22 protein-coding genes are annotated in these 24,931 nt (G+C 35.4%); 13 read left to right on the top strand and 9 right to left on the bottom strand.

Features of this window, described 5'->3' with window-relative positions; all coding sequences use genetic code 11:
• Nucleotide 1: 1 nt before the first annotated feature.
• The 3 genes from leuC to leuA all read right to left on the bottom strand — a co-directional run bounded on the left by leuC (nt 2) and on the right by leuA (nt 4,250).
• Entirely contained in the window at nt 2-1,402 is a 1,401-nt protein-coding gene (gene leuC / locus J3U19_RS02150) for a 3-isopropylmalate dehydratase large subunit (protein WP_267339836.1), read from the bottom strand.
• A 158-nt stretch (nt 1,403-1,560) separates the two neighbouring features.
• On the bottom strand, nt 1,561-2,640 hold the full coding sequence (gene leuB, locus J3U19_RS02145; RefSeq protein ID WP_267345327.1) for a 3-isopropylmalate dehydrogenase: 1,080 nt from the start codon (nt 2,638-2,640) through the stop codon (nt 1,561-1,563).
• Between the two features lie 62 nt (nt 2,641-2,702).
• Entirely contained in the window at nt 2,703-4,250 is a 1,548-nt protein-coding gene (leuA, locus tag J3U19_RS02140) for a 2-isopropylmalate synthase (protein ID WP_267339834.1), read from the bottom strand.
• A gap of 602 nt (nt 4,251-4,852) precedes the next feature.
• Between leuA and nfsB the strand changes: the two genes are divergently transcribed.
• Together nfsB and ettA are read left to right on the top strand one after the other, a co-directional pair.
• Entirely contained in the window at nt 4,853-5,497 is a 645-nt protein-coding gene (gene nfsB, locus J3U19_RS02135; RefSeq protein ID WP_267339833.1) for an oxygen-insensitive NAD(P)H nitroreductase, read from the top strand.
• Nucleotides 5,498-6,046: 549 nt separating this feature from the next.
• On the top strand, nt 6,047-7,714 hold the full coding sequence (ettA, locus tag J3U19_RS02130) for an energy-dependent translational throttle protein EttA (protein WP_267345326.1): 1,668 nt from the start codon (nt 6,047-6,049) through the stop codon (nt 7,712-7,714).
• 167 nt (nt 7,715-7,881) lie between these two features.
• Here the strand turns inward: ettA and J3U19_RS02125 are convergent, their stop codons facing one another.
• From J3U19_RS02125 to J3U19_RS02110, 4 genes are all read right to left on the bottom strand, one after another.
• Complete coding sequence (locus tag J3U19_RS02125) at nt 7,882-9,510, bottom strand: DUF2813 domain-containing protein (RefSeq protein WP_267345325.1); 1,629 nt, start codon at nt 9,508-9,510, stop codon at nt 7,882-7,884.
• 15 nt (nt 9,511-9,525) lie between these two features.
• Nucleotides 9,526-10,329, bottom strand: a complete 804-nt coding sequence (gene rfaP / locus J3U19_RS02120; RefSeq protein WP_267345323.1) for a lipopolysaccharide core heptose(I) kinase RfaP — start codon at nt 10,327-10,329, stop codon at nt 9,526-9,528.
• Nucleotides 10,322-11,443, bottom strand: a complete 1,122-nt coding sequence (locus J3U19_RS02115) for a glycosyltransferase family 4 protein (protein ID WP_267345322.1) — start codon at nt 11,441-11,443, stop codon at nt 10,322-10,324. The genes rfaP and J3U19_RS02115 overlap by 8 nt, the downstream gene beginning before the upstream one ends.
• A 482-nt stretch (nt 11,444-11,925) precedes the next feature.
• Nucleotides 11,926-12,852: a TIGR01212 family radical SAM protein gene (locus J3U19_RS02110; RefSeq protein WP_267339825.1), complete on the bottom strand. Its 927-nt coding sequence runs from the start codon at nt 12,850-12,852 to the stop codon at nt 11,926-11,928.
• Between the two features lie 643 nt (nt 12,853-13,495).
• Between J3U19_RS02110 and J3U19_RS02105 the strand changes: the two genes are divergently transcribed.
• From J3U19_RS02105 to J3U19_RS02060, 10 genes are all read left to right on the top strand, one after another.
• Nucleotides 13,496-14,134 carry a nitroreductase family protein gene (locus J3U19_RS02105; protein WP_267339824.1) on the top strand — a complete coding sequence of 213 codons (639 nt, stop codon included), beginning with the start codon at nt 13,496-13,498 and terminating at the stop codon, nt 14,132-14,134.
• A 16-nt stretch (nt 14,135-14,150) separates the two neighbouring features.
• Nucleotides 14,151-15,350: an FTR1 family iron permease gene (locus J3U19_RS02100; protein ID WP_267345321.1), complete on the top strand. Its 1,200-nt coding sequence runs from the start codon at nt 14,151-14,153 to the stop codon at nt 15,348-15,350.
• A gap of 210 nt (nt 15,351-15,560) precedes the next feature.
• Entirely contained in the window at nt 15,561-16,124 is a 564-nt protein-coding gene (locus J3U19_RS02095) for an iron transporter (RefSeq protein WP_267345320.1), read from the top strand.
• 97 nt (nt 16,125-16,221) lie between these two features.
• Nucleotides 16,222-17,472, top strand: a complete 1,251-nt coding sequence (locus tag J3U19_RS02090; RefSeq protein ID WP_267345319.1) for a Fe-S-containing protein — start codon at nt 16,222-16,224, stop codon at nt 17,470-17,472.
• Nucleotides 17,473-17,493: 21 nt separating this feature from the next.
• Nucleotides 17,494-18,780: an ABC transporter permease gene (locus J3U19_RS02085; protein ID WP_267345318.1), complete on the top strand. Its 1,287-nt coding sequence runs from the start codon at nt 17,494-17,496 to the stop codon at nt 18,778-18,780.
• Nucleotides 18,781-18,797: 17 nt separating this feature from the next.
• Nucleotides 18,798-19,940 (top strand): ABC transporter permease, encoded by a 1,143-nt coding sequence (locus J3U19_RS02080; protein WP_267345316.1) that lies wholly within the window; start codon nt 18,798-18,800, stop codon nt 19,938-19,940.
• 10 nt (nt 19,941-19,950) lie between these two features.
• Nucleotides 19,951-20,610 (top strand): ABC transporter ATP-binding protein, encoded by a 660-nt coding sequence (locus J3U19_RS02075; protein ID WP_267339813.1) that lies wholly within the window; start codon nt 19,951-19,953, stop codon nt 20,608-20,610.
• 17 nt (nt 20,611-20,627) lie between these two features.
• Entirely contained in the window at nt 20,628-21,095 is a 468-nt protein-coding gene (locus J3U19_RS02070; protein WP_267345315.1) for a DUF4418 family protein, read from the top strand.
• A 36-nt stretch (nt 21,096-21,131) separates the two neighbouring features.
• A complete protein-coding gene (locus J3U19_RS02065; RefSeq protein ID WP_267339809.1) occupies nt 21,132-22,343 on the top strand; it encodes an ABC transporter permease in 1,212 nt (403 codons plus the stop codon).
• The gene (locus tag J3U19_RS02060) at nt 22,343-23,011 is read left to right on the top strand and encodes an ABC transporter ATP-binding protein (RefSeq protein ID WP_267339807.1); all 669 of its coding nucleotides are present in this window, start codon (nt 22,343-22,345) and stop codon (nt 23,009-23,011) included. Before J3U19_RS02065 ends, J3U19_RS02060 begins: the two co-directional genes overlap by 1 nt.
• Before the next feature lie 63 nt (nt 23,012-23,074).
• Here the strand turns inward: J3U19_RS02060 and J3U19_RS02055 are convergent, their stop codons facing one another.
• Nucleotides 23,075-23,656, bottom strand: a complete 582-nt coding sequence (locus J3U19_RS02055; RefSeq protein ID WP_267339806.1) for a Maf family protein — start codon at nt 23,654-23,656, stop codon at nt 23,075-23,077.
• Nucleotides 23,657-23,661: 5 nt separating this feature from the next.
• Complete coding sequence (locus tag J3U19_RS02050; protein ID WP_267345314.1) at nt 23,662-24,063, bottom strand: GNAT family N-acetyltransferase; 402 nt, start codon at nt 24,061-24,063, stop codon at nt 23,662-23,664.
• 218 nt (nt 24,064-24,281) lie between these two features.
• On the opposite strand from J3U19_RS02050, the gene J3U19_RS02045 reads away from it, so the two are divergent.
• Nucleotides 24,282-24,710, top strand: a complete 429-nt coding sequence (locus J3U19_RS02045; RefSeq protein ID WP_267339804.1) for a universal stress protein — start codon at nt 24,282-24,284, stop codon at nt 24,708-24,710.
• Nucleotides 24,711-24,931: the final 221 nt, after the last annotated feature.

Here is a 24,931-nt window from a genome sequence, read left to right as displayed (position 1 = left end):
CTTAAAATGATTCACGAATATCAGTAAAATGACCAGTAATTGCTGCTGCTGCAGCCATAGCAGGACTTACTAAATGCGTTCTGGCATCACGACCTTGACGACCTTCAAAATTGCGGTTGCTGGTGGATGCACAGCGATCGCCTGGTGCCAACTTATCATCATTCATCGCTAAACACATTGAACAGCCCGGTAAACGCCACTCAAAACCAGCTTCAATGAAGATTTTATCTAAACCCTCAGCTTCGGCTTGTTCTCGAACAGGTCCAGATCCTGGAACGACTAATGCTTGTACACCATCGGCAACTTTACGGCCTTTAGCAATCTGAGCAGCTGCGCGTAAATCTTCAATACGTGAGTTGGTACAAGAACCAATGAAGACTTTATTAATTTTTATGTCAGAGATTTTGGTACCAGCAGTTAGGCCCATATAAGCTAGAGCACGTTCTGCTGAATTTTTTTCGATAGGATCAGTAAAATTATTAGGATTTGGCACTTGAGCATCAATTGAAGTTACTTGACCTGGGTTAGTTCCCCATGTCACTTGAGGTGCAATATCTTTACCCTCTAAAGTCACTATGGTATCAAAATGGGCGCCTTCATCAGTTTTCAATGTTTTCCAGTAAGCTACTGCTTTGTCAAATTCATCACCTTTTGGTGAAAATTGACGACCTTTCAAATACTCAAATGTGACTTCATCGGGAGCTATAATGCCAGCTTTTGCGCCCATTTCAATTGCCATATTACATAAAGTCATACGACCTTCCATGGATAAAGCTTTTATAGCTTCTCCACAAAACTCAACCACATGCCCAGTACCACCAGCACTGGTCGTTTTACCAATAATGGCAAGGATTATATCTTTTGCCGTAATGCCATCAGCAACCTGCCCTTTGACTTCAATTTTCATGGTTTTGGCTCGACCTTGTTTTAGAGTTTGAGTTGCTAACACATGCTCAACTTCTGAAGTACCAATACCAAAAGCTAATGCACCAAACGCTCCATGTGTGGCTGTATGCGAGTCACCACATACAATGGTCATTCCCGGTAAAGTCATTCCTTGTTCAGGTCCGACAACATGGACAATACCGCGTAAAGGGCTTTGTAAACCATATAACGAAACCCCGAATTCTTTGGCATTTTTTTCCAGTTCAGTTAATTGAATTTGTGCCATTTCACTACAAGCGCTAAGATCATTACTTTTAGTTGAAGTGTTATGATCCATTGTTGCAAAGGTTTTATTTGGTTGACGTACTTTACGATTCATGGCTCGTAAACCATCAAAAGCTTGCGGAGAGGTAACTTCATGAACTAAATGGCGATCGATATATAAAATAGGCGTCTCATTTGGCGCTTCGTATACGATATGTGCATCATACAATTTTTGATACAGTGTTTTTGACATTGCTGTTTTCCTTGTTATTTCTTATAACGGGTACTAAAAATTTAGCTAACATACATCATTCTCTAATAGTTAAATAATCATTAAAACCTAAAAGAGATATTAATGACTTATGCATTCTTAATACTCAAATATCCCTTTATTAGATTGACCAAAAACTATTAAATAAGTTTACAAATAACATCACCCATTTCATCGGTTGAAATTGATGGCTGTTTTTGGGCAAGATCAATTGTACGATAGCCTTTTTCTAATGCTTGATTAACGGCTGTTTCGATTGCTGTTGCAATATCATCGCGTTTTAAGCTGTAACGAACTAATAACGCTAATGACAAGATTTGTGCAGCAGGATTAGCAATATTTTTACCAGCAATATCTGGTGCACTACCGCCAGCAGGTTCGTATAAACCAAATCCTTGCTCATTAAGACTCGCAGATGGTAGCATTCCCATTGAACCTGTAATCATTGCGCACTCATCGGACAAAATATCACCAAATAAATTAGAACACAAAATTACATCAAATTGTGAAGGATCTTTTACTAATTGCATGGTGGCATTGTCAATATACATGTGTTCAAGAGCAACATCAGGATAATTTTTTGCAACTTCAGTCACAACTTCACGCCATAAAATTGAGGTTTGAAGTACATTGGCTTTATCAACAGAAGTCACTTTTTTACGACGTAAACGTGCAGCTTCAAAGCCCATTTTAGCGATACGCTCAATTTCAAAACGGTGATACACTTCGGTATCAAAGGCTCTTTCTTGAGCTCCGCTACCTTCACGTCCTTTAGGTAAACCGAAATAGATGCCACCTGTTAATTCACGCATACACAAAATATCAAACCCATGTTTTGCTATATCTGCACGTAATGGACAAAGCTCTTCTAAACCTTGGTATAACCGGGCAGGGCGCATATTAGCAAATAATTTAAAGTGTTTACGTAAGGGTAATAATGCTCCACGTTCTGGTTGTTGATCCGGTGGTAAATTAGTCCATTTAGGTCCACCAACTGAACCAAATAAAATTGCATCAGCTTTTTCACAACCTTCTAACGTGTCTTTAGGTAATGGGCAGCCATGAATATCAATTGCAGCGCCACCAACATCATATTCACTGGTTGTAATAGATAGATTATATTTCTTTCGGATGACTTCAAGTACTTTATAGGCTTGTTTCATTACTTCTGGACCAATACCGTCGCCGGGTAGTACTGCAATATGGTAAGTTTGTGTCATGTTCTTATTCCTTAACAATTTAATGTATTGACTTACTTTATTACTTGAATAACAAAATAATATTAAACAAGGTGTAATTTTTGTTTTTCTTGTGCGACTTGATTTGCTCGATAAACATTATTTAAAACATTAATTAATGCTAATGCCGATGCGTGAACAATATCGGTAGCCAGTCCTACTCCATGGAAATTTCGTCCTTTGTATTCAGCAACAATATCAACTTGACCTAAAGCATTTTCACCTTGTCCTTTTGAGGCTAATTGATATTTAACAATGGCAATAGGTTGATTAGTGATTCGATTTATTGCTTGATATACAGCATCAACAGGACCATTACCCGTTGCTGCATCGGAAAACTTTTTATCTCCAATTTTTAAGCTGACCGAAGCTGTTGATACAATCGTTGAGCCAGATTGAACATTAAAATAATCCAAAATATAATGCTCTTTTTCATCTTTGAGTTGGTTTATAAAAATAAGCGCTTCAAGGTCGTAGTCAAACACTTGCCCTTTTTTATCGGCAAGTTCTAGAAATGCTTTATAGACTTGATCTAAGTTATAATCTTTATCATGATAGCCTAATTCCTCTAAACGATGTTTCACCGCGGCCCTTCCTGAGCGAGAAGTGAGATTCAATTGAATTTGATTTAATCCAATTGATTCAGGTGTCATGATTTCGTAAGTTTCGCGGTTTTTTAGTATCCCATCTTGATGGATTCCTGATGAGTGTGCAAATGCATTACTACCAATAACCGCCTTATTAGACGGTATTGGTGTATTAGTAATTTGGCTTACAATTTGGCTGGTACGATAAATTTCTTGATGATTGATATTAGTATGAACGTTTAAAATATTTTGACGAACTTTTATTGCCATAATAACTTCTTCTAAGGCTGTATTGCCTGCTCGTTCTCCCAAACCATTCATCGCGCCTTCAATTTGCCTAGCGCCTTCTTGAATCGCGCTAATCGAGTTAGCCACCGACATGCCCAAGTCATCATGACAATGAACAGAGATAATCGCTTTATCAATGTTCGGGACACGTTCAAATAAGGTACGAATAATGCCACCAAATTGATAAGGGACAGTATAACCGACAGTATCTGGAATATTGATCGTTGTTGCCCCTGCTTGAATTGCTGCTTCAACAATCCGACATAAGTTATCAATTGGGGTACGGCCTGCATCTTCACAAGAAAACTCCACATCATTAGTATAATTACGTGCACGTTTAATACAGTGCACAGCCCTGTTTACGACATCTTCAAATGTCATTTTTAATTTGTCTTGCACATGTAAGGTTGAAGTTGCCATAAAAGTATGAATACGAAATTGATCGGCAACTTTTAACGCTTCTGCTGCAACATCAATATCTTTATCGACACAACGAGATAGGGCACAAACTCGGCTATCTTTAATTGTTTTTGCGATGGTTTGCACCGATTCAAAATCACCAGGAGATGAAATAGGAAAACCAACTTCCATGACATCAACGTGCATTCTTTCTAACGCAAGCGCGATTTGCAATTTTTCTTTAACGCTTAAACTTGCCTGTAATGCTTGTTCTCCATCGCGTAAAGTTGTATCAAAAATAATGACTTGATCGCTCATTGTTTTTTCCTTTTTTTATATTCTAGTGCTATTGCGGTATTTCATGTTAAGAAAACAAAAAAACCCGCACTTTAGCGCGGGTTCTTGTTAATTTGTCGAGTTATTTAATTGATTATCTTTACTCCACACACAAGTCATCCGCGCAAAAAAATGCGAGGAGGTGAGTGAGCAAAAGGTAATTTGTTTTAATCATTAAAACTCTCAAATTGTTTAATTTAAATTGTTCAAAATATTATCAATAGTTTTATCAAATAATAATTTGAATGTCAAGGCTAATATTTATTGATTATTCATTTTAATCTAATGATAATAGAGTAAATATTTTGTATACATTAATAAATATAGGTTATTATAATTAGCAATGTAGCTTATTAATGTGACCATTTCTTTTGGTAATTCCGTAAAGAAATGTCATTAAAGTAACAATTATATTGTAATTGAGCGAAATGCGTGCACAATATTAATCAATTTTTATTGAAAATACATTGAATGCATTCTTTTTAATGTTAGCCAAATCGTAAATTTGACAAGAATATCTAATTAATCTAATTTAAAAATCCTTAATTTACCTTTATTAACAATCATCTAGATGGAGTTATGATATGAATATTGTCGAAATTTCTCAAAACCGTTACACAACAAAACATTACGATAAAAGTAAGAAAATTCCTAAAGAAAAAATAGAACAATTATTAACGGTTTTAAGAAACAGTCCATCATCGGTCAATTCTCAGCCATGGCATTTTTTTGTGATTAATAATGATACGGTTAAAAATAAAATTTTACCGGCTATTGCTGAGTTTAATCAACCTCGAGTTACAGACTCATCACATACTATTGTTTTTTGTATTAAAACGTCATTAGATGAAGCGCATTTGGTCAATTTATTAAATCAAGAAGAAAAAGATGGGCGTATCCCAACCGCAGAATTAAAAGATGCTCAGGATCAAGGTAGACGTTATTTTGTTAACTTAAATAGCTCAACACCTCAGTCTCAGCAATGTTGGGAGGGTAAACAAGCTTATCTTGCTTTAGGACAATTGCTTTTCGCCGCTGCTACTATTGGTATTGATTCCACTGCCGTCGAAGGTTTTGATTGTGAAAAAATGGATGAGATTTTAGATTTAAAAGCAAAAGGATTGAAAAGTTTAGTGATTGCGACACTAGGTTATCGATCTGAAAATGATGGTAATGCACATCGACCTAAATCACGTTTACCAAAAGAACAAATTTTTACTTTTTTGTAAACAGTAAATTTTAGTGATATTTATGATTATCCCATCTAATTATAGGTGGGATAAATTAAAAAACAAAGTTCACAATTTTGATAATAATATTTATATTTCAGTAAGTTATATTAAAAAGGTTGCTGTTGTTTTCGTGTTAATGCCTCATGAAAAAACAACCACTACAAAAATGTAGACAAAATAAATACTCGTTTTTAACTTTAATTAAAACCACCATTTTTTATTATTAATCAAAACCAACATATCGCATAATATTTGCCGCTGTATCATTCAATTTTTCATTAATTTGATGTGTTAATTCTCAATATTTTTACTGATAAGCTCCAAGCCAATATTTTATATCTAATGGAATTAAATAACTGCTTTTTGGATGGTGATATATTAATTAGTCTATTAAAGATCACCTACTGGATAACTATTTTCTTAATTTACATCATAATTCATAAATAACCCTAGACCATACAGATAGAATCATTACAATATATGCCATCAATCACATAGCAATTCGATTCGATTGCTAGTTTTAATTAATTAAACGGATGATGTTTTATGGCACAATATGTTTATACCATGAACCGCGTAGGGAAGATTGTTCCCCCTAAACGCTATATATTAAAAGATATCTCTTTAAGTTTTTTTCCGGGTGCCAAAATTGGAGTGCTAGGTTTAAATGGTGCAGGTAAATCCACTTTATTACGCATCATGGCTGGAGTGGATACCGAGATTGAAGGCGAAGCTCGTCCACAACCTGATATTAAAATTGGTTATTTACCTCAAGAGCCCAAGCTTGATCCTAAGCAAACTGTACGAGAGGCGATTGAACAGGCGGTTGGTGAAGCCAAAAAAGCGCTCGCTCGGTTAGATGAAGTTTATGCAGCCTACGCTGATCCTGATGCAGATTTTGATAAATTAGCCAAAGAACAAGCAGAACTTGAAGCAATTATTCAATCACAAGATGCACATAATTTAGATAACCAATTAGAGCGTGCTGCCGATGCCTTACGTTTACCCGATTGGGATGCGAAAATTGAAAATTTATCCGGTGGGGAGCGTCGTCGCGTTGCTATTTGTCAGTTATTACTTGAAAAACCAGATATGTTATTAATTGATGAACCTACCAACCATCTTGACGCTGAGTCGGTTGCTTGGCTGGAACGTTTTCTGCATGATTATGAAGGAACAGTTGTTGCCGTAACCCATGACCGTTACTTCTTGGATAATGTTGCGGGATGGATTTTAGAGCTTGACCGTGGTGAAGGTATTCCATGGGAAGGCAACTACTCATCTTGGCTTGAACAAAAAGATCAACGCTTAGCACAAGAAGCGGCAACCGAATCTGCACGTCGTAAATCGATTGAAAAAGAGCTTGAATGGGTAAGGCAAAATCCAAAGGGTCGTCAAGCGAAAAGTAAAGCCCGTTTAGCAAGATTTGAAGAGCTAAACAGTAATGATTATCAAAAACGTAACGAAACAAACGAACTTTTTATTCCACCTGGGCAACGTTTAGGTGACAAAGTTATCGAAGTAAGTAATTTAAGTAAATCTTATGGTGATCGCTTACTGATTGATAATCTTTCATTCACCATTCCAAAAGGGGCAATTGTGGGAATCATTGGCCCAAATGGGGCGGGTAAATCAACCCTGTTTAGAATGTTGTCAGGTAAAGAACAACCGGATTCAGGTACTATTAACTTAGGTGATACTGTACAATTAGCATCGGTTGATCAATTCCGAGATAGCATGGATGATAAAAAGACCGTATGGGATGAAATATCCAACGGACAAGATATTATGCGCATTGGCAATTTCGAAATTCCAAGTCGTGCTTATGTCGGTCGCTTTAATTTTAAAGGCGTTGATCAACAAAAACGCGTTGGTGAACTTTCAGGTGGTGAGCGCGGTCGGGTACATTTAGCCAAATTATTACAAGTTGGTGGTAATGTGTTATTGCTTGATGAACCGACCAATGACCTAGATGTTGAGACATTGCGTGCGCTTGAAAATGCGTTATTAGAGTTTCCTGGTTGCGCCTTAGTGATTTCGCACGACCGCTGGTTCCTTGATCGTATTGCAACTCATATTTTGGATTACCAAGACGAAGGGCATGTTGAGTTTTTTGAAGGAAACTTCACTGAATATGAAGAATGGAAAAAACGTACTTTAGGAGCAGATGCTGTTGAGCCAAAACGCGCGAAGTACAAACGTATCACTAAATAATTGCTAATACTTTTATTAATAAAGCTTATCCGCCGATAATGATTCGGCGGAAAATCAATAAATAAAAAAATAACGGGACATAACCACTATGTTTTGAACTGTTATCCAAGCAATTATTTACCATATTTTTTAACTAATCTATTTAATAATACTTATTTAATAAACGCTTAAGCTAAATCTTTTGATGCTTTGACAATTTTAGCAAATGTATCCATTAACAAATTAGGTATAGCACTTACACCACGGGATTTTGCGTTATCACAAATAGCAATGGCTAAATCCGGTTTAGAACTTCGATGGATAGCTTTTTGAATAATTTTAGATATAGGCATATCAATATATTGTACGGTATTATACGCCGCTAATTTATAAACATCGCTAAATCCATGTTTAAATAAAAAATTTTCAATATCTCGAGCAGGCAATACGGTTAAATAATCACTTAAATCTTTGCCTTCAGGGCAGAGAGATTTTACGGTATCGGCATATTTTTTACCTGCTATATCACCATCGGTTATTACATACCAATGAATGCCCATTCTATTTGCGTACTTTATCAACGGTTTTAAACCGCATTGGGCAAATTCGATTAACTGTATACCTTCCGAACTTAAATGATAATTACTTTGTTCTGCCAGTTCTCGTAATAACCAAACTTCAGTTTCACCTTCCACCAATAGCCAACAACGAGCAAATATGGCACTGGCACGTCGATAGAAAATATGAAACAAAATGCGACGACTATCATCCGCTCCAAAAGAATATGGCTCAATGTATTTAGCAATAATTTTACTGGGCAGACGAATCAAGCGAAATATACTATCTAATGGAAAAAGTGATACTAAATCACTTGAATTAGAAGTAATAATTTTTTGAGTCGGTAGATGTTTAAGTAATCGAAATCCAACCGATAAAATGATTGGGTGAATTTGGCTTTCTGGCTCTTCTAATATTAAAATTGGTACTGAACTTTCTGATAAGGTGCTATTACCTTTGGCACTAATAATTGACCCAAATACCCCCAACAAAGTTGTACGTAAGTAATCATCATCTAAATCATCTAAAATATTATTGATATGTTCAAGCGAATCCCAGTCTTCACTGCGTGGGCTCGTTTTTTTAGCAACTTGTTTATAGTGATAACGATGCTGCTGATCCACAAAATAATACTCCAAAAGTGCCCGAGCAGCCTGCAAACCACGTTGTAATTCATTTTGACTTAATTGTGAAGAATGTTTTTTTAATTGAGTAGACAGTTTCTCAACAAAATATTGTGACAGTGGTTGATTAGTAATGGGTAAATCATTACTGTTAATTGTATTTTTTAGCGCCATTACTGGGTTTAATTCGATTAATTGAGCAATCAATAATTTAGGATCTTCAATATCAAATGGTTTATCTTTTGCATCAATCAACAAATGCTGACTCATAATATCATCACCTTGTTTATCGGCGCTAATATGGTATGTAATACGACGCAACTTATCTTGTTCTGAATACAAGCTAACAGGGATTAATGAATGATAAGCTTGATTATCTAGCTCATTTAAGGTCGATTCACAATAAGTAATTTTGATGCTTATGCTATCACCATAAACATGATTTTGGTCGTGATAAAAGTCAGTGTCAACAAATTGATAAAACTTATTGTTTAGGGATAATAACGACAGCGCACTAATTAAACTAGAGCGTCCCCAACGGTTTTCGCCGATTAGTACGCTTGAACTTGCGTTAAATTTCAAAGATAACTGGCTTATACCTCGAAATCCTGTAATATCAATTTTCTCAATAAACATAGTATTTCCTTATTGTTACAGTTGATACTTCTTTGTCCGATGACCAATACGTTCTGCTTTTTGTTGTGCACTTGTAATCAATTCATTTTCATCGTGTAAAATTGTTTTAAGTGGCTTATTAAAATAAATTTTCAAAAATCGCCAAATATCCCGATCCGTTAAGCCTATATGATTTGATGAAAAATAAAGTCCAATTAGATCTTTATCGCGCCAACGCGTAGGGACTTTATTACGAGTTTGGGCTCGATGTAAATCAATTACTGATAATTTAATATGCTGATGGTTTTCATATAACGGTAAATCTAGCAAAAAATGACATAAATAGCAGTCACGATGATTAACCCCAGCAGCATGCATTTTAGCGGTCATATTTGCTAAATTAACAATCAATGAACGTTTTAAATGATAATTCGGAGGCTGAGTAGACCATGGTTTAGTAAAATCTTCTAAACTCATGGTAGGGTTAAGATCTTCGGTAATAATAAAAGAATGACGTGTGAGTGGATTCAAACCTTTTCGTCCAAATGCGCGACCATTCATCGTATCTACACCAGCTTGTTCTAAACGATGAATGGCATCCCATTCTTGTTTAGCATCTAAAACAGGTAAACGTAGCGCAATTAGATTTTTTACAATCTCTTTAATTGTTGTACCATGGTGAATTTTTATAAAATATGATTTACCTTTTAATTGAAAGTTTAAAGTTTTACGTTGTTTGACTGCACGAAAGATTTTACCTGAAATTCGTTCAACCTCAGTAAAGGGATCTTTTTTTTGCCATAACTGCTTAAAGGGTGATTTAAGTTTAATCTCATTCATGATGACATCCTAAAATAATGTCTGCTGCTCGCTGTGCTAGGTGATATAAATCTTCATTATTACTATAGGCAATGGCATTTTTATGCCAACTCAGCCATTGCTCTTTATTATTGATTGACTGAATTAACGCTTGATCTAAATCATTTTGATGATAAGGTTCAGTTAATACAATACCAGCATTAGCCTGGCTAATGTGAAAAGCATAGCCAGAAATACCCGAAACCATTACAGGTACACCTGCTACTAATGCTTCAATCAATACCATACCTGCAGCTTCTTGTCTGGCTGGATGAAGTAAAAGATCGGCTGAAAATAAAAAATCCGCAATATCATCGCGACCTGAAAAGAATCGTACATGTTTTGTAATATTTAATTCTTGAGCCAATTTTTGATAGGGTTCAGGTTTATCTTGTCCAACAACCAAGTAGGTAACTTTCTGTTTTAATTCATTAGGTAAAGCAGCAATGGATTTTAATGAACGATCAACTCCTTTACGTTTAAAGTCTGAACCAATTTGTACTATTACAAAATCATCCTGGCTTATTTGATTCTTTTGTCGAAATTGTTCACGCTTTATTGGGGCATAAACATTGTATTTGCGATTTAGAGCAATTCCTGGTGGTAATAAATAAAAGCGTTCATCTTGAGTATGATAATAATTTTTGAAATCATGAATTTGTTGTTTTGTTAACACCATGATTTTAGTGGTTGAGGTTTGATTAAAAACAGCTTGTTCAAATGTTAAATAGTGTTTATAACGTTTGGATTGTTTATAAAAAAAACCTTTGTGTGCAGATTTTTCGGCAAAACAAGTATCACCAGCAAAATAGACATCTAAGCCGGGCATTTTGTTAAAACCAATAATACAATCGACTGGATTAGACTTAAGATGATCCCTAACCCAATTGTAATAAGCTTGATTTCGGCTATGGTTTGAAAGGCCTTTTTTGGCAACCAATATAACTTCAAATTCGTCAGGTATATCGCCTTTCCACTCCATTACATAAACACGAATTTTATGACCTCGATCATGACAGGCTTTAGCAATTTGCAAAAAATCACGTTGCAAACCGCCATAGGGAAAATATTTATAGATACAAAAAGCTAATTGCATGCAAATTGCCTCGAGTAATAAAGGGATATTATATACTTAGTATTGATTGTTGCGCAAAGTTTGATTTTAAGAGTCAAGTTTATTATGACGGTTAATACAAATGAGTTTTTACGTATAAAATCATTTGAATCGTAACCAACTTATTGACCCCTTTAAATTAGTTGAATAATTTTTCCTTTGAAAAAGGCTTTATCAGATATTTTAATATTCAATTATTGACATCATAGTCTCAATTTCTCTATTTTTTATTCATACCAACCAATTTAAAAGAGGAATTCTAACTGCCGAAGCATTGTTTGACCACACTACGCAATAATTGCAAATGGGCAGCAAGTTCACTCAAGCCCATTGTTTTACCATCTACAGTTTGCTGATAATCCGTTGAAAAATATTTTACAATTCATTCATTAATATCAAGATAGGATGATTAGTAAATCATTTTATGCATGATTTACTATTTGAATGCTATCCATTAAATCATCCTATGATTTAAAACAATAATTATCACCGATGGCGCTACCTTGCACGCCAAATTGACGTAAATTATGATCGACGGCATTCATCGATTGCCAATGGTTTTCACACCAATCAGGGGCAAGTAAAGTTGGCTTTCTGGCATTGGCTGAAATTCGATGATATAAAATATTCGCTGGAGTTTGCCTGATAATATCACCAGCAATATCTACATATTCTTCTAATGACAACACATCAAGACGTCCAGCGCGCCATGCCTTGGCCATAATACTACCATCAACAATATGCAACGGGTGCAGTTTTAAGCCATCCACACCACAATTTAATACTTGTTCTAACGTAAATAAATTATCTTGTTTGGTTTCCTTCGGTAGACCAATAATTAAATGTGTACAAACTTTAATCCCCAGTTGGCGAGCTTTTTGTACTGTTTGGTAATAATCGTCATAGGTATGCCCACGATTAATATGGTGTAATGTTTGATCATTAGCGGTTTGCAAACCCAGTTCTAACCAAACTTCGTATCCTTGATCTTGATAATGAGCAAGTAAGTTTAATGCTTCTTTAGGTACACAATCTGGACGTGTACCAACACAAAGACCGACAATATCAGCACTATTGAGTGCTTCTTGATACATATTTTTAAGAATTTCAACCTCAGCATAAGTACTGGTATAAGCTTGAAAGTAGGCAAGGTAGCGCTTCGATTTTTTCATTTGATGCGCTTGTGTGGCAAGCTGCTGCGAAATTGATTTGACTTGGATAGATTCATCGATAATTGACGCCACATTACAAAAAGTGCAACCACCAACACCAAGAGTACCATCACGATTTGGGCAACTAAATCCACCATGTAACGTCAATTTATAGATTTTTTCTCCATAACGGCGCTGCAAATCGGATCCAAACGTATTAATCACTAAATGTAATTGCATAACAAACCAAAACAAAAATTTTGTTTATTGTACGAAGATAACTAATGAACATCAAGAACTGACAAAACATTACTTTCACTACTGCTTCTGTTTTAGTAAAAGTACTAAAGCATTAATTATTAATTATTATTATGTATCTTATTAACATATTGTTATTAAATAATTTTATTTCTAAATTGATTAGGTGAATTTTCGATGTCTTTATACTGAAACATAGGTATAATCTGAAACTTTTTGAAAAAGATGAATGAATTTTACTCAAAAGAAAACTCCGTGTATGTATTGGAAACATTTTCTTAGTTTCTATTTCCGTTTTGAACTGCAATGGTTTATTCCGGTACATAAAGAGATTATGGTTATAACTATCTGTTTTATAATTAAATATTAACATTAACCTTTATTAACTTTCTAGTGCATTTTTTTATTGAATTTGTTTTGATTAGTATTTTTATAACTAGCTAATAAATGCTATAAAGCTGAGATTTGAGTATGTTCGATAACGATAATTGGTTTGATTATTATTCATAATTATAATCAGTTTAATTTTGTTTCAAAATGATAATTATTATTATTTGATATTGATAATTATGATCATTAGCAATAAGATATCACCACATTATTACCAAAAGGTCAGAGGTGTGCTATGCCTTGGGGTTTACGGAAGACCGTTGCCGTTCTATTTTTATTATTGTTTTCTTTATCATTTTGTTATGCCGATATTACTTTACCGACACCACAAACTAAAGATGGAATGAGCCTGTTTGAAAGTCTTAAAAAACGCGCATCTACCCCAGGCGGTGGATTTCCTTCAGAGCAAGTTACAGTTGATGAATTATCTACAGTACTTTGGGCTGCTAGCGGATTAAACCGTGGTAAGTCAGGTTGGACAGTACCGATGGCAAAAGGCAAAGCTCCTTATGTGCGCATTTATGTTGCAAGTGAAAAGGGCACTTTTTTATATGAATGGGAAGGTCATTACCTGCACGAAATCAATAATCAAGATATCCGTGGTGATATTGGTCAGCAAAGTTTTACTAAACGTGCAGCTTATTCGTTGATCTTTGTGTTAGATGCAGGTGCATTAACTGATATTACACCAGAGGAAATCACTAACTTTAGTTATACCGCAGTTGGTGCTATGAGCCAAAATGTGTATTTAGCAGCGGCGGCTTTAAAATTAAGTGCTCGTTATATTCATTCCATTAAATCAGAAGCAATAAGCCAAGCATTACAATTGCCAAAGGATGATGTACCGTTAAGTATGATTTTGTTAGGTAAGTAAAAAGGTAAAGGACGTTATGAAAAAGTTTTTTACGCTAGCTTTACTGCTTATTGCTAGCTTGGTTGCTTTTGTACCCTCATCTTATGCCAAAGAAAAACAATACAAAAGCTGGAACGAAATTATTGATGAAATGGATGTAATCTTAAATGATGCCTATGATATCTATTTCATAAAAGACGTCGAACGAGCTAAGGCTCGAGTTAATAATGCCTATTTTGGTTTTTATGAAAAGCATGGCGTTGAACGAGCGGTAATGTCTTATATTTCAGGAAAGCGTGGAACAGATACTGAATATCAATTTGCTAAAATTAAGCGATTAATGACCAACGGCGCACCGAATAAAACAGTTCGTGCTGAAATCGATGTAATTTTAAAAATGTTACATGAAGATGCAAACGAATTAGATGGTAAAAAAGAGAGTGGTTTGAGTGTCTTTCTTGCTTCTTTCATCATTATCTTCCGTGAAGGTTTAGAAGCCATATTGGTGATTGCAGCCATTTCTGCCTATTTAGTGCGTACTAATAATAAACCAATGTTGAAGGTGGTGTATGTTAGCTCATTAGTAGCCATTTTTGCTAGCATTCTTGCAGCAATTGCCTTGCATACTGTTGTTGGTTTAAGCGGTGCTAACCAAGAAATTATGGAAGGTGGTGCCATGTTATTAGCTACTGTTGTCCTGTTATTTATCAGTAACTGGATGGTTTCAAAATCTGAAGCGGAAGCTTGGAAAAGCTATGTAGAAGGTAAAGTCCAAACAGCGGTGACGACTGGCAGTAGTTTTGCCTTAGGATTTGCTGCATTTTTAGCCGTATTTAGGGAAGGTGCTGAAACCATTATCTTTTATCAAGCCATGTTAGCGGATGCCAAAGAACATATGGATATGGTGTGGTATGGTCTGTGTGTAGGAACAATCATTTTATCAATTATCTTTATTGTCATTCGCTTTGGAGCAGTGAGATTACCACTTAAACCATTTTTTATTTGCACAAGCATGCTAATGTATGTGATGGCGGTAGCTTTTGCTGGCGGTGGTGTAAAAGAGTTACAGGAAGCTGATATTATCCCTGTTACACCCGTTGATTTTGTACATTCGGTAGAAATTTTAGGTATCTATCCAACTGTCGAGACATTGATACCACAGGTAATTATGGTACTTATTGTGGTACTGTCAGTGATGTACTACAAAAAAAGTAAAAATAATCAGAAAGAGCAATAGATAAAAATTTTTCTTGTTAAGGTTTAACGATTAAATCACAAAGGTGGAAAAGTAACAGACTATTTTAGTAACCTTGTTTTGACAAAACAAAGAATGTACTGAAAGTGATAGTGCTGTTATCAAAGAGTAATAACAGATAGTTAATCAAAAGTAGCTAAAACTGATCAATAAGATTGTTAAACTACTATTTAAATTGTAAAGGAGTCTCCAATGAAAAAATTATTTATAGCCGTGGGTATTTCATCAATATGTGCATTATCTTCATTTGCTCATGCTGCGGCACCTGCACCAGGTGAACAAAAAGGTTTTGAAGAATTTCCAATCGGTGACGAAGTGACAGTTGGTCCATTACATATTGGTGCAGTATATTTCCAACCTGTTGATATGGAGCCAGCTGGTATTGGTGGTTTACCAGCATCAAAGGCTGACATGCATATTGAAGCTGATATTTCAGCAGCAGAAGGCAATAAATTAGGTTATGGAGTGGGCAGTTTTGTTCCTTATTTAACCGTAAAATATAAAATCCAAAAAGAAGGCAGTAATAAAGCCATTGGAGGTAACTTTATGCCTATGAGTGCATCAGATGGTCCACATTATGGTAATAACATTAAACTTGAAGGTGCAGGTAAATATAAAGTGACCTTTATTATTGAAAATCCAGAAAAACAAGGTTATTTATTGCATGTAGACAAAGAGACTGGTGTTGAAGGACGTTTCTGGAGTAAACCAATTGAAGTTTCTTGGGATTTTGATTATCTCCCTCGTGCATGGTAATGTGTTATAAAAAAGCAGTATAATGTTTTTTAAATTAGGATGATTTAAGGCGAGCATTAAGTTCGCCGATCTATATTATAAAAACCAGGCAATGATTATGCTTCAATATCTTATCAAAGTTACCGACAATACGTTTATTCCTGTAATTATGATTGCACTTCTCAGTGCAATAATAGCCAAATCAAACACCTTCCATCAAAAAAAAATTATTTCTGTTGGTTTCATATTAGGATTTATTGCAGCATTAATTTATGCCATTTTAAAACGTAACACTGGATTTGCAGTCCGTGAATTTTATGATCTTGGTATAATTATACCTTGGGTCATTATTGCCTTACCTTTATTAGTTTGCATTTGGATGCAAAATTTTTGTTATAAAACCTTGACTAAGGTTTTATTGATAATGTTATATGTGCTGGCTTGTGGATTAATTACGGCACAATACCTACCGAATTTAATGCTTTATCCATTTGAATTTTCTGTCGGAATGGAATCTATTTTTAATAATGAATATTTGTTCAAATGGGTCGGATATGGTTTTGCTTTACTGATTTGTGTATTAATTGGTTTATTTACTTATCGACTGTGTGGCAGGTTATCTAATCGGATAGTTACAATAGTCACAATGCTTTTAATGATTATTTTTACCATTCAAAATGGTATTAATATTATGCAAATTTTAATTGTTAGACGATTTATTGCTTCACAAAAATGGATGATGGAATGGGTGATGTTTATTTTAAGTCATGTCAATTTTTTCACGTTTATTTTTATGTCAATCTTATCGCTGTTAACGATTATTCTCTACTTTAAATCAAAAACAACCTCGTTAGTGGGTAGCAATCCAGCACAAATTCGCAAACTTAAATCGCAATTACTTCGGGATAGAAGAACCTCATTATTGCTGATGGCTGGCGTTGCTATGACAGCTTATACAGTGACACGAGCGCGTTATATTTTTGAAAAAGGGGTAGAGCTGACACCTGCCGAACCAATTGTAGCCAATGCGGACAATTTAATTGTTATTCCTCTTGATCACATCAATGATGGTAATTTGCATCGTTATGGTTACCAAGCAAACGATGGTACTTTGGTTCGCTTTATTGTGATTAAAAAAAGCGAAAATGCCTATGGTGTTGGCTTTGATGCTTGTGATATTTGTGGCGCAAGTGGTTACTACCAACGTGGTAATCAAGTCGTTTGCATTTTGTGTGATGTCGTAATGAACATTGCTACTATTGGTTTTGCTGGAGGTTGTAACCCAGTACCACTTAAATATGAAATTATTGACGGCAATATGGTGATTCGTCCTGCGCATCTTGAAGCCGAAAAAGGTCGTTTTAAATAAAGAGTATCCAAGGAATAGAGTATGTTTCGTAGAATGTTACTAAGCGTGTTAGTACGCCAAAAAAAGAAGCTCTTTTTAATTGCGCTTACTGTTGCTTTGGGTGTTTCTTTAGCCACTGCCATGTTAAATGTAATGTTTGATGTTGGTGACAAAGTCAATCAAGAATTAAAAGCGTATGGTGCCAACCTAAATATTGTACCTAAAAGTACCGCATTAGTAAGCGAAATGTACAAGTTGGATAATAATGATCATCAACAAACGATACAATACATCAAACAAGAAGATTTAGTTAAAATTAAGATGATTTTCTGGGCATATAATATTGTCGATTTTGCTCCTTATCTTAATGTTCAAGCAATGTTAAATAATAAACCCATTACACTTGTCGGAACTTGGTTTAATCAACACCTTAAAATACCAACTGGCGATGAGGTCGATACTGGTATGTTAGCCATGAAATCATGGTGGACAATTGAAGGCGATAAGATGACTGATGATAACCTGCAAGGTGTAATGGTTGGTGAGTCGGTGGCTAAACAGTGGAGTTTAAAATTAGGTGACCGTATCGAGATTACTTCTGCATTAACTAAACAAAAAATAACTTTAACCGTACACAATATTTTTCATAGTGGTGGTGTTGAAGATTCACAATTATATGTTCCACTCCCTATCGCACAGCAGTTAGCTGATAAAAATGGACTGATTGAACGAGTTGATGTGAGCGCATTAACCACTCCTGAAAACGAATTAGCCCGTAAAGCAGCGCAAGATCCTAATAGCTTATCCCGCACCGAATGGGATACCTGGTATTGTACTGCTTATATAAGTTCAATTGCTTATCAACTAGAAGAGCTAATGCCAGATGTTCGCGTTAAAGCCATTATGCAAGTGGCTGATTCAGAAGGTTCTATTTTACAAAAAACTCAGTTATTAATGCTATTGTTAACTGTTTTATCATTGATGTGTTCTGCCTTAGCTATATCAAATTTAGTAACGGCAAATGTGATTGAGCGCAGTACCGAAATTGGCTTACTCAAAGCGCTCGGCGCGACTAATGGGGCAGTTGCCATGCTCATTTTAATCGAAATTTTAATTATTGCCTTAATTGGTGGTATTTTTGGTTACTTTATTGGTCTTGGCTTTGCGCAAATTATTGGTCATACCGTATTCGGTTCGTTTGTCGAACCTAAAATGATTATTGTTCCTTTAGTATTAATAATGGTGGCCCTAATTACTTTTTTAGGTAGTCTACCTGCATTGCGTATTATGATGTTTTTACGCCCTACTGAAGTACTGCATGGACGATAAGGGCAAAGGTAGATATGATGATGAATAAAAATCGACGCTTTATTATTAAAACTGTATTGAGTTCGCTCATTCGTCGACGCTCACGTATTACTATTGCATTATTAGGCGTGGCGATTGGCGCAACGGTATTATTAGGTATGGTTACGCTTTGTTTTGATCTTCCAAGACAGATGGGGCAGGAGTTTCGTTCTTATGGTGCGAATTTATTATTATTACCTGGTAATAATCAACCAACGATGTCAATGGTTGATGTACAAAAAGCTGTAAGCTTATTACCACAAGATAAACTACTTGGCGTCACACCATTTCGCTATGGTAATGTGCGCGTTAATCAGCAACCCTATACCATTGTCGGTACAAACTTCAATCAAATTATTAAAACCAGTCCTTATTGGCATATTGAGGGCGGTTTGCCCAAAAAAGACCATGAAGTGATGATTGGTACTGATGTAGCTAACTTTACCAATTTAAACGTTGGTCATGAAATATCAATTTCGGGTAAATCTAAGCAAGGTTCTCATTTTGATGAAGAGTTAACTATTACCGGTATTGTTAAAACCGGTAGAGCAGAAGATAATTTTATTTTTGTCGATCTTTATGATTTAGAACAGTTTTTCGAGGAGAGTGATCAAGCCGACGTTGTTGAAGTCAGTATCACTGCATCACAAAATGAGTTAAAGCATTATATAGAAGTCATTAAAAGCCAATCAGCCACAATTGAACCACATTTAATTAAATGGGTGACACAATCGGAAACTTCAGTATTAGGTAAGCTGTCATCATTACTTTATTTAGTGACTTTTATAGTATTAGTTTTGACCATGATTTGCGTGGCTACCACCATGATGACTGTCGTAATGGAGCGGCGTAAAGAAATAGGTCTTAAAAAGGCCATTGGTGCTAAGAATGAAAGTATCGCTAAAGAGTTTTTAGCGGAGGGATTAGTTTTGGGGATTACTGGGGGGATAATTGGGGTGATTTGTGGGCTTATTTTTGCGCAGGTGATCAGTTCTAACGTTTTTGGTCGTTCAATCATTATTGAATTTTATTTGATACCCAGTACCGTTTTAATATCAGCAATTGTGACGGTTATTGCTTGTTTAATTCCCGTTAAACGTGCATTAGATGTTGAGCCAGCATTAGTATTGCGTGGCGAATAGGATGTAAAGTATGAATATACTCGAAGTTAATAATGTATCTAAGATTTATGGTTCTCTTCATGCCTTATCAGAGGTGAATTTAGTAGTTGAAGAGAGCAAGTGGTTATCTATTATGGGACCATCAGGCAGTGGCAAAACGACCTTGATGAATATTATTGGTTGTATGGATAAACCATCATTAGGATCAGTCATTTTAGATGGACAAGACATTACCCAATTATCTCTACCCGAATTAACCGAAATCCGCCGTGATAAAATTGGTCTTATCTTTCAACAATTTCATTTAGTGTCTTATTTAACTGCACTGGAAAATGTTATGGTGGCACAGTATTATCACAGCATGGTTGATGAAAAAGAAGCCATGCAAGCATTGGAAAGGGTCGGTCTTGCTGCTCGCGCTAAGCACTTGCCAAATCAGCTATCAGGTGGGGAACAGCAACGTGTGTGTATTGCCCGAGCCTTAATCAATTATCCAAAATTAATATTAGCCGACGAACCTACAGGTAATTTAGACGAAAGCAATGAAGCAATGGTTATGAATTTACTGCATCAACTGCACGAAGAAGGGAGTACTATTATTGTTGTGACTCACTCACTTGAAGTATCAAAACATGCACAAACAACTGTTGTGCTTGAACATGGCAAGGTTGCCCAAGTAATTAATAATTAACAAAAAGGTTTTAAATTATGCAAAATCGTATTGTTTCATCATTAGTTTATATCATTATTGGCATATTATTTATTTTATTTCCTCTGTATATTTTACCCGTTTGCCCACCAGAAACAGTTAACCTACCCACTGTAACCATGCATGGTCAAGCAGAGCATGTGCATGCGGGAGTTGGAAAAATTATGAAATGCTTTTGGACAGGTAGAGCTGAGATTGGCGTGGGGAGTATGATTATTGCAATTGGCATCTTGATGCTATTTTGTCGTAAAATTTTTCTGCGAATGGGATTGAGTATGGCGGTCGCCTGTATTTCGTTATTTGCTGCGGCTATTCCAACCATTTTAATTGGCGTATGCAGTAACGAGATGATGCGTTGTAATATGGGCGCTAAACCAGCGCTAGTATTATTGTCCGTGTTATTATTTATTGTATCACTTGTTAATATTTTCTATCTAAATAAAGCAGCCAGACGAAGCATTTTTTAGATATGCTCCATCTTTGTTAGGAAACAGGATAAAAACATGCAAGAACAACCCATTACTTTGGCTAATTTGGCGTGGCGAAATATTCAACGGCGGCCATTTCGCAGTTGTTGTTTAATTATCATTGTTGTGTTGTTTTCTGCCACACTTTTTGGTGGCAGTGTCATTATGAAAAACCTCAGTTTGGGAATTTCAGGTATGGCAGATCGCCTTGGCGCTGATATTTTGGTTGTTCCTTATGGTTACGAAAAAAATCTAGAAATAGCCTTATTACGTGGTGAACCAAGTAGCTTTTATTTAAAGGTTGATTTAGTTGATAAAATCAAGAATATAAAAGGAATACAAGCAATATCACCTCAGTTATTTATCGCTTCTCTCAGCGCAGGTTGTTGTACTGCAAAAGTGCAACTAATTGGCTTTGATCAGCAAAGTGATTTTGTGATCAAACCTTGGTTACAATCGCAACTAGCTGAGCCTCTTACTGATAATCAAATAGTGGTTGGATCGAAAATTAGCTCAAATATTGGCGATGAAGTTATGTTTTTCAATCATCCATTTAAAATAGCAGCTAAAATGGACAGTACTGGTATGGGCTTTGATACTTCGGTATTCATGACGATGCAAGCGGCACATACCTTAATGAAAGAAGCCGGATTAGTACAAGGCGATGTGGATCATTTTGCGGATTATGCTTCTTCAATTTTTATCAAAGTTGCTCCCGATTTTCAGCCTAGAGATATTGTGAATCAAATTATGCCAAAATATGCTATCGACTATAAACTCGATTTTGTTATAACTAAAGGTATGTTAAGTAAGATTTCCAAATGGTTAAATGGCTTTTCGACTGTAGTATATAGTTTATCGGTAATTTTTTGGGTATTAGCAATAGTGATTATTTTTGTAATTTTCTCGTCAAGTTTAAATGAGCGCAAGCGAGAAATCAGTTTATTACGTATCTTAGGCGCGTCACGTCGAGATTTGGTAAAAATGTTGTTGCGTGAATCTTTGATTATTAGTGCGTTAGGTGGCTTAATGGGAATTTTATTAGCAGGCGTATTATTATATGCATTTAGTTTATTAATCTGCCAAACCATTGGTTTGCCATGCATTAATCTTTCTGTTATTGATGCGATAGGCTATGCCGTAGGAGTATTTGCATTAACTGTAATTATTGGTCCATTATCAAGTATCTATTCGGCTTTATCTATGACAAAATTTGATACTTATAGTACGCTCAGAGAGGGGGAATAATGGAACTGCATGTTAAAAATTTGCGTAAAGATTATCAACGTGCTCAGCAAACTTTTGCAGCAGTGAATAATATCAGTTTTAGCATGAAACAAGGCGATTTTAATTGCATTATGGGGAAATCCGGTAGTGGTAAAACCACGCTTCTGAATATTATTGCGGGTTTATTAACACCAACACAAGGAAAAGTAACCTTCAATGATGTAAATCTATTTGAATTAGATGATCAACAAGTATCGGCGTTTCGTAATCAGCATATTGGTTATATTCCTCAAGGCAGCAGTTTACTTTCTAATCTCACTGCAATAGATAATATTCGCTTACCCTTTTATTTAACTAAGCGTTCCAACCAGAATAGCTTAAGTTATGCACAGAAATTATTGGAAAAAGCCAAAGTCAGTTATTTGCAAGATGTATATCCAGCAAATATGTCGGGCGGTGAAATGCGTCGTATTGCGATATTGAGAGCACTAATTTGCCAGCCACAAATTCTCATTGCCGATGAACCAACCAGTGATCTTGATGAGGAAAGTTCTAACGATATTATGCAACTGCTAAAAGAAATTAATCAACAAGGTACCACTTTATTGATTGTTACTCATGATAATGATGTGGCAAGTTATAGCCAAAATATTATGAACCTATCGGCAGGACGGTTGATTGATAAATAAATAAGTCAATGTTCACTCACCTAATATTAAGTGAACACTGACTTATTGAGTTTGCATCACTTATTAAAGAAATAATGGATTACAATCCATGTCAATCATTATTTTATTAAGTTTTAACAGCGGTAATCCGACTAAAGAATTAATATCATCACCTTCTAATTTCTCAAACAGCGTTATACCGAGCTCATCACATTTAAAACTACCTGCACATTGTAAGGGCATCTCTTTTGCGATATAAGCCTCAATTTCTGCACAACTTAACTGACGAAAAGTGACTTTGAATGGCTCGCAAATAGTTGTTGATTGACCCGAACGAGTATTAATAACCGTCATACCGGTATAAAAATAGACTGTTTTGCCACTGCTATTGGCAAGTTGTTTACGAGCATTTTCAACCGTATGTGGTTTGCAAACAATTTTATCTTCCAAAACCCCCACCTGATCTGAGCCAATAATTAAACTATTTGGATATATGTCGACTAAGGATTGCGCTTTCAGATTCGCTAAACGTACCACTAATTGCTCGGCAGACTCTCCAGAAAGTGGCGTTTCGTCACAAATTGGTGGGACACATTCAAAAGGTATAGCGAATTTTTCAAGTACTTTTTTACGTGATAGTGATGTTGATGCTAAAATGATTCTCATATTGATTAGTCTCTTAAAATCCAAGCTGAAGGATGGGCATTAAATCCGATATGTTCATAATAATCAACTGCATTTGGTGCTGCTAGTAAAATGATTGAGCATCCCTCATGAGTATTGTTTTTTACTTCTTTAATCAATTGTTTTCCAATACCTTGTTTTTGATAATTCTCATCCACAGCGAGATCAGCTAAATAAGTTATATAGACAAAATCTGTTAAACAACGGGCAATACCAATTAATTTATCATTATGCCACGCGGTTATAACTAAATTAGCATTATTTAACATAGCTTGAAATCGTGTTGAATCTGCAAGTGGTCGGCGTTCACCTAGTGAACAGTGACGATAAAGCTCAATAGCTTGTTCGAGTTCTGGTTTGATGTCAGAACGGTAAATGATATTACTCATGGTGATCTCCGTCATGAAATGAGCAAAAAAAAAGTTTCATTTTTCTAAATTGGATTTAGGATATTATAGTGAGCATCAACTAACTTAACTATTAAAATAAAAAAATGAATCCAAATTGTGTATCCTAGTAATCAAAATCACGATTATCAAAATACAGAACAATTAAACCATATTGTTAATGATCTTTTATCCGGTTTTTTATCAAGGGGGAAAGTTTTATGTACAACAAAATTTTAGTACCAATTGATGTGCTTGAAGATGAGTTGACCCAAAAAGTCATCCCACATGTTGAATGTTTAGCAAAATTATCAAATGCTGAGGTGATTTTCTTTCATACTTTACCTGTCGCGTCAGCAATTGTGAATGCTTACTCATTTGGATTTGATGAATTTAAAGATAAAGCGACAGTAAAAACTGAACAGTGGTTAAATAAATTAATGGCTTCGGTTAATTTACCGCAAGAAAAATTGTCGTTTTCTATCGCGTTTGGTAACCCAAGGGATGAAATTCTTCATATTGCGGAAGAACTAAAACCCGATTTAATTATACTGGGATCTCGCCGCCCTAATATTACCACTCATTTATTAGGATCAAATGCAGCAGGTGTAGTTCGTAGCGCGCAAACCTCAGTTTTGGTCGTTCGTTAGTTTAGAGTTGTATTGTTTAAATCTATAGCGAGGAGCGAATAACTCCTCGTAAATAATTTGTAATCAGAGGATCTTTGTGAATACTCAAATCGATAACAATGCGATCTATTATAGGTTGTACATGTTATGAATATTCATTTTATTAATGACACATTGTTCTTAGATGTATTTATGCATAATTCTTAATATTGGTATCGATAAAATAGAAAACCAGATTTATT

Source organism: Gilliamella sp. B2828, assembly GCF_026537125.1.
Classification (GTDB): domain Bacteria; phylum Pseudomonadota; class Gammaproteobacteria; order Enterobacterales; family Orbaceae; genus Gilliamella.
This window is presented reverse-complemented; position numbering and strand designations above follow the sequence as displayed.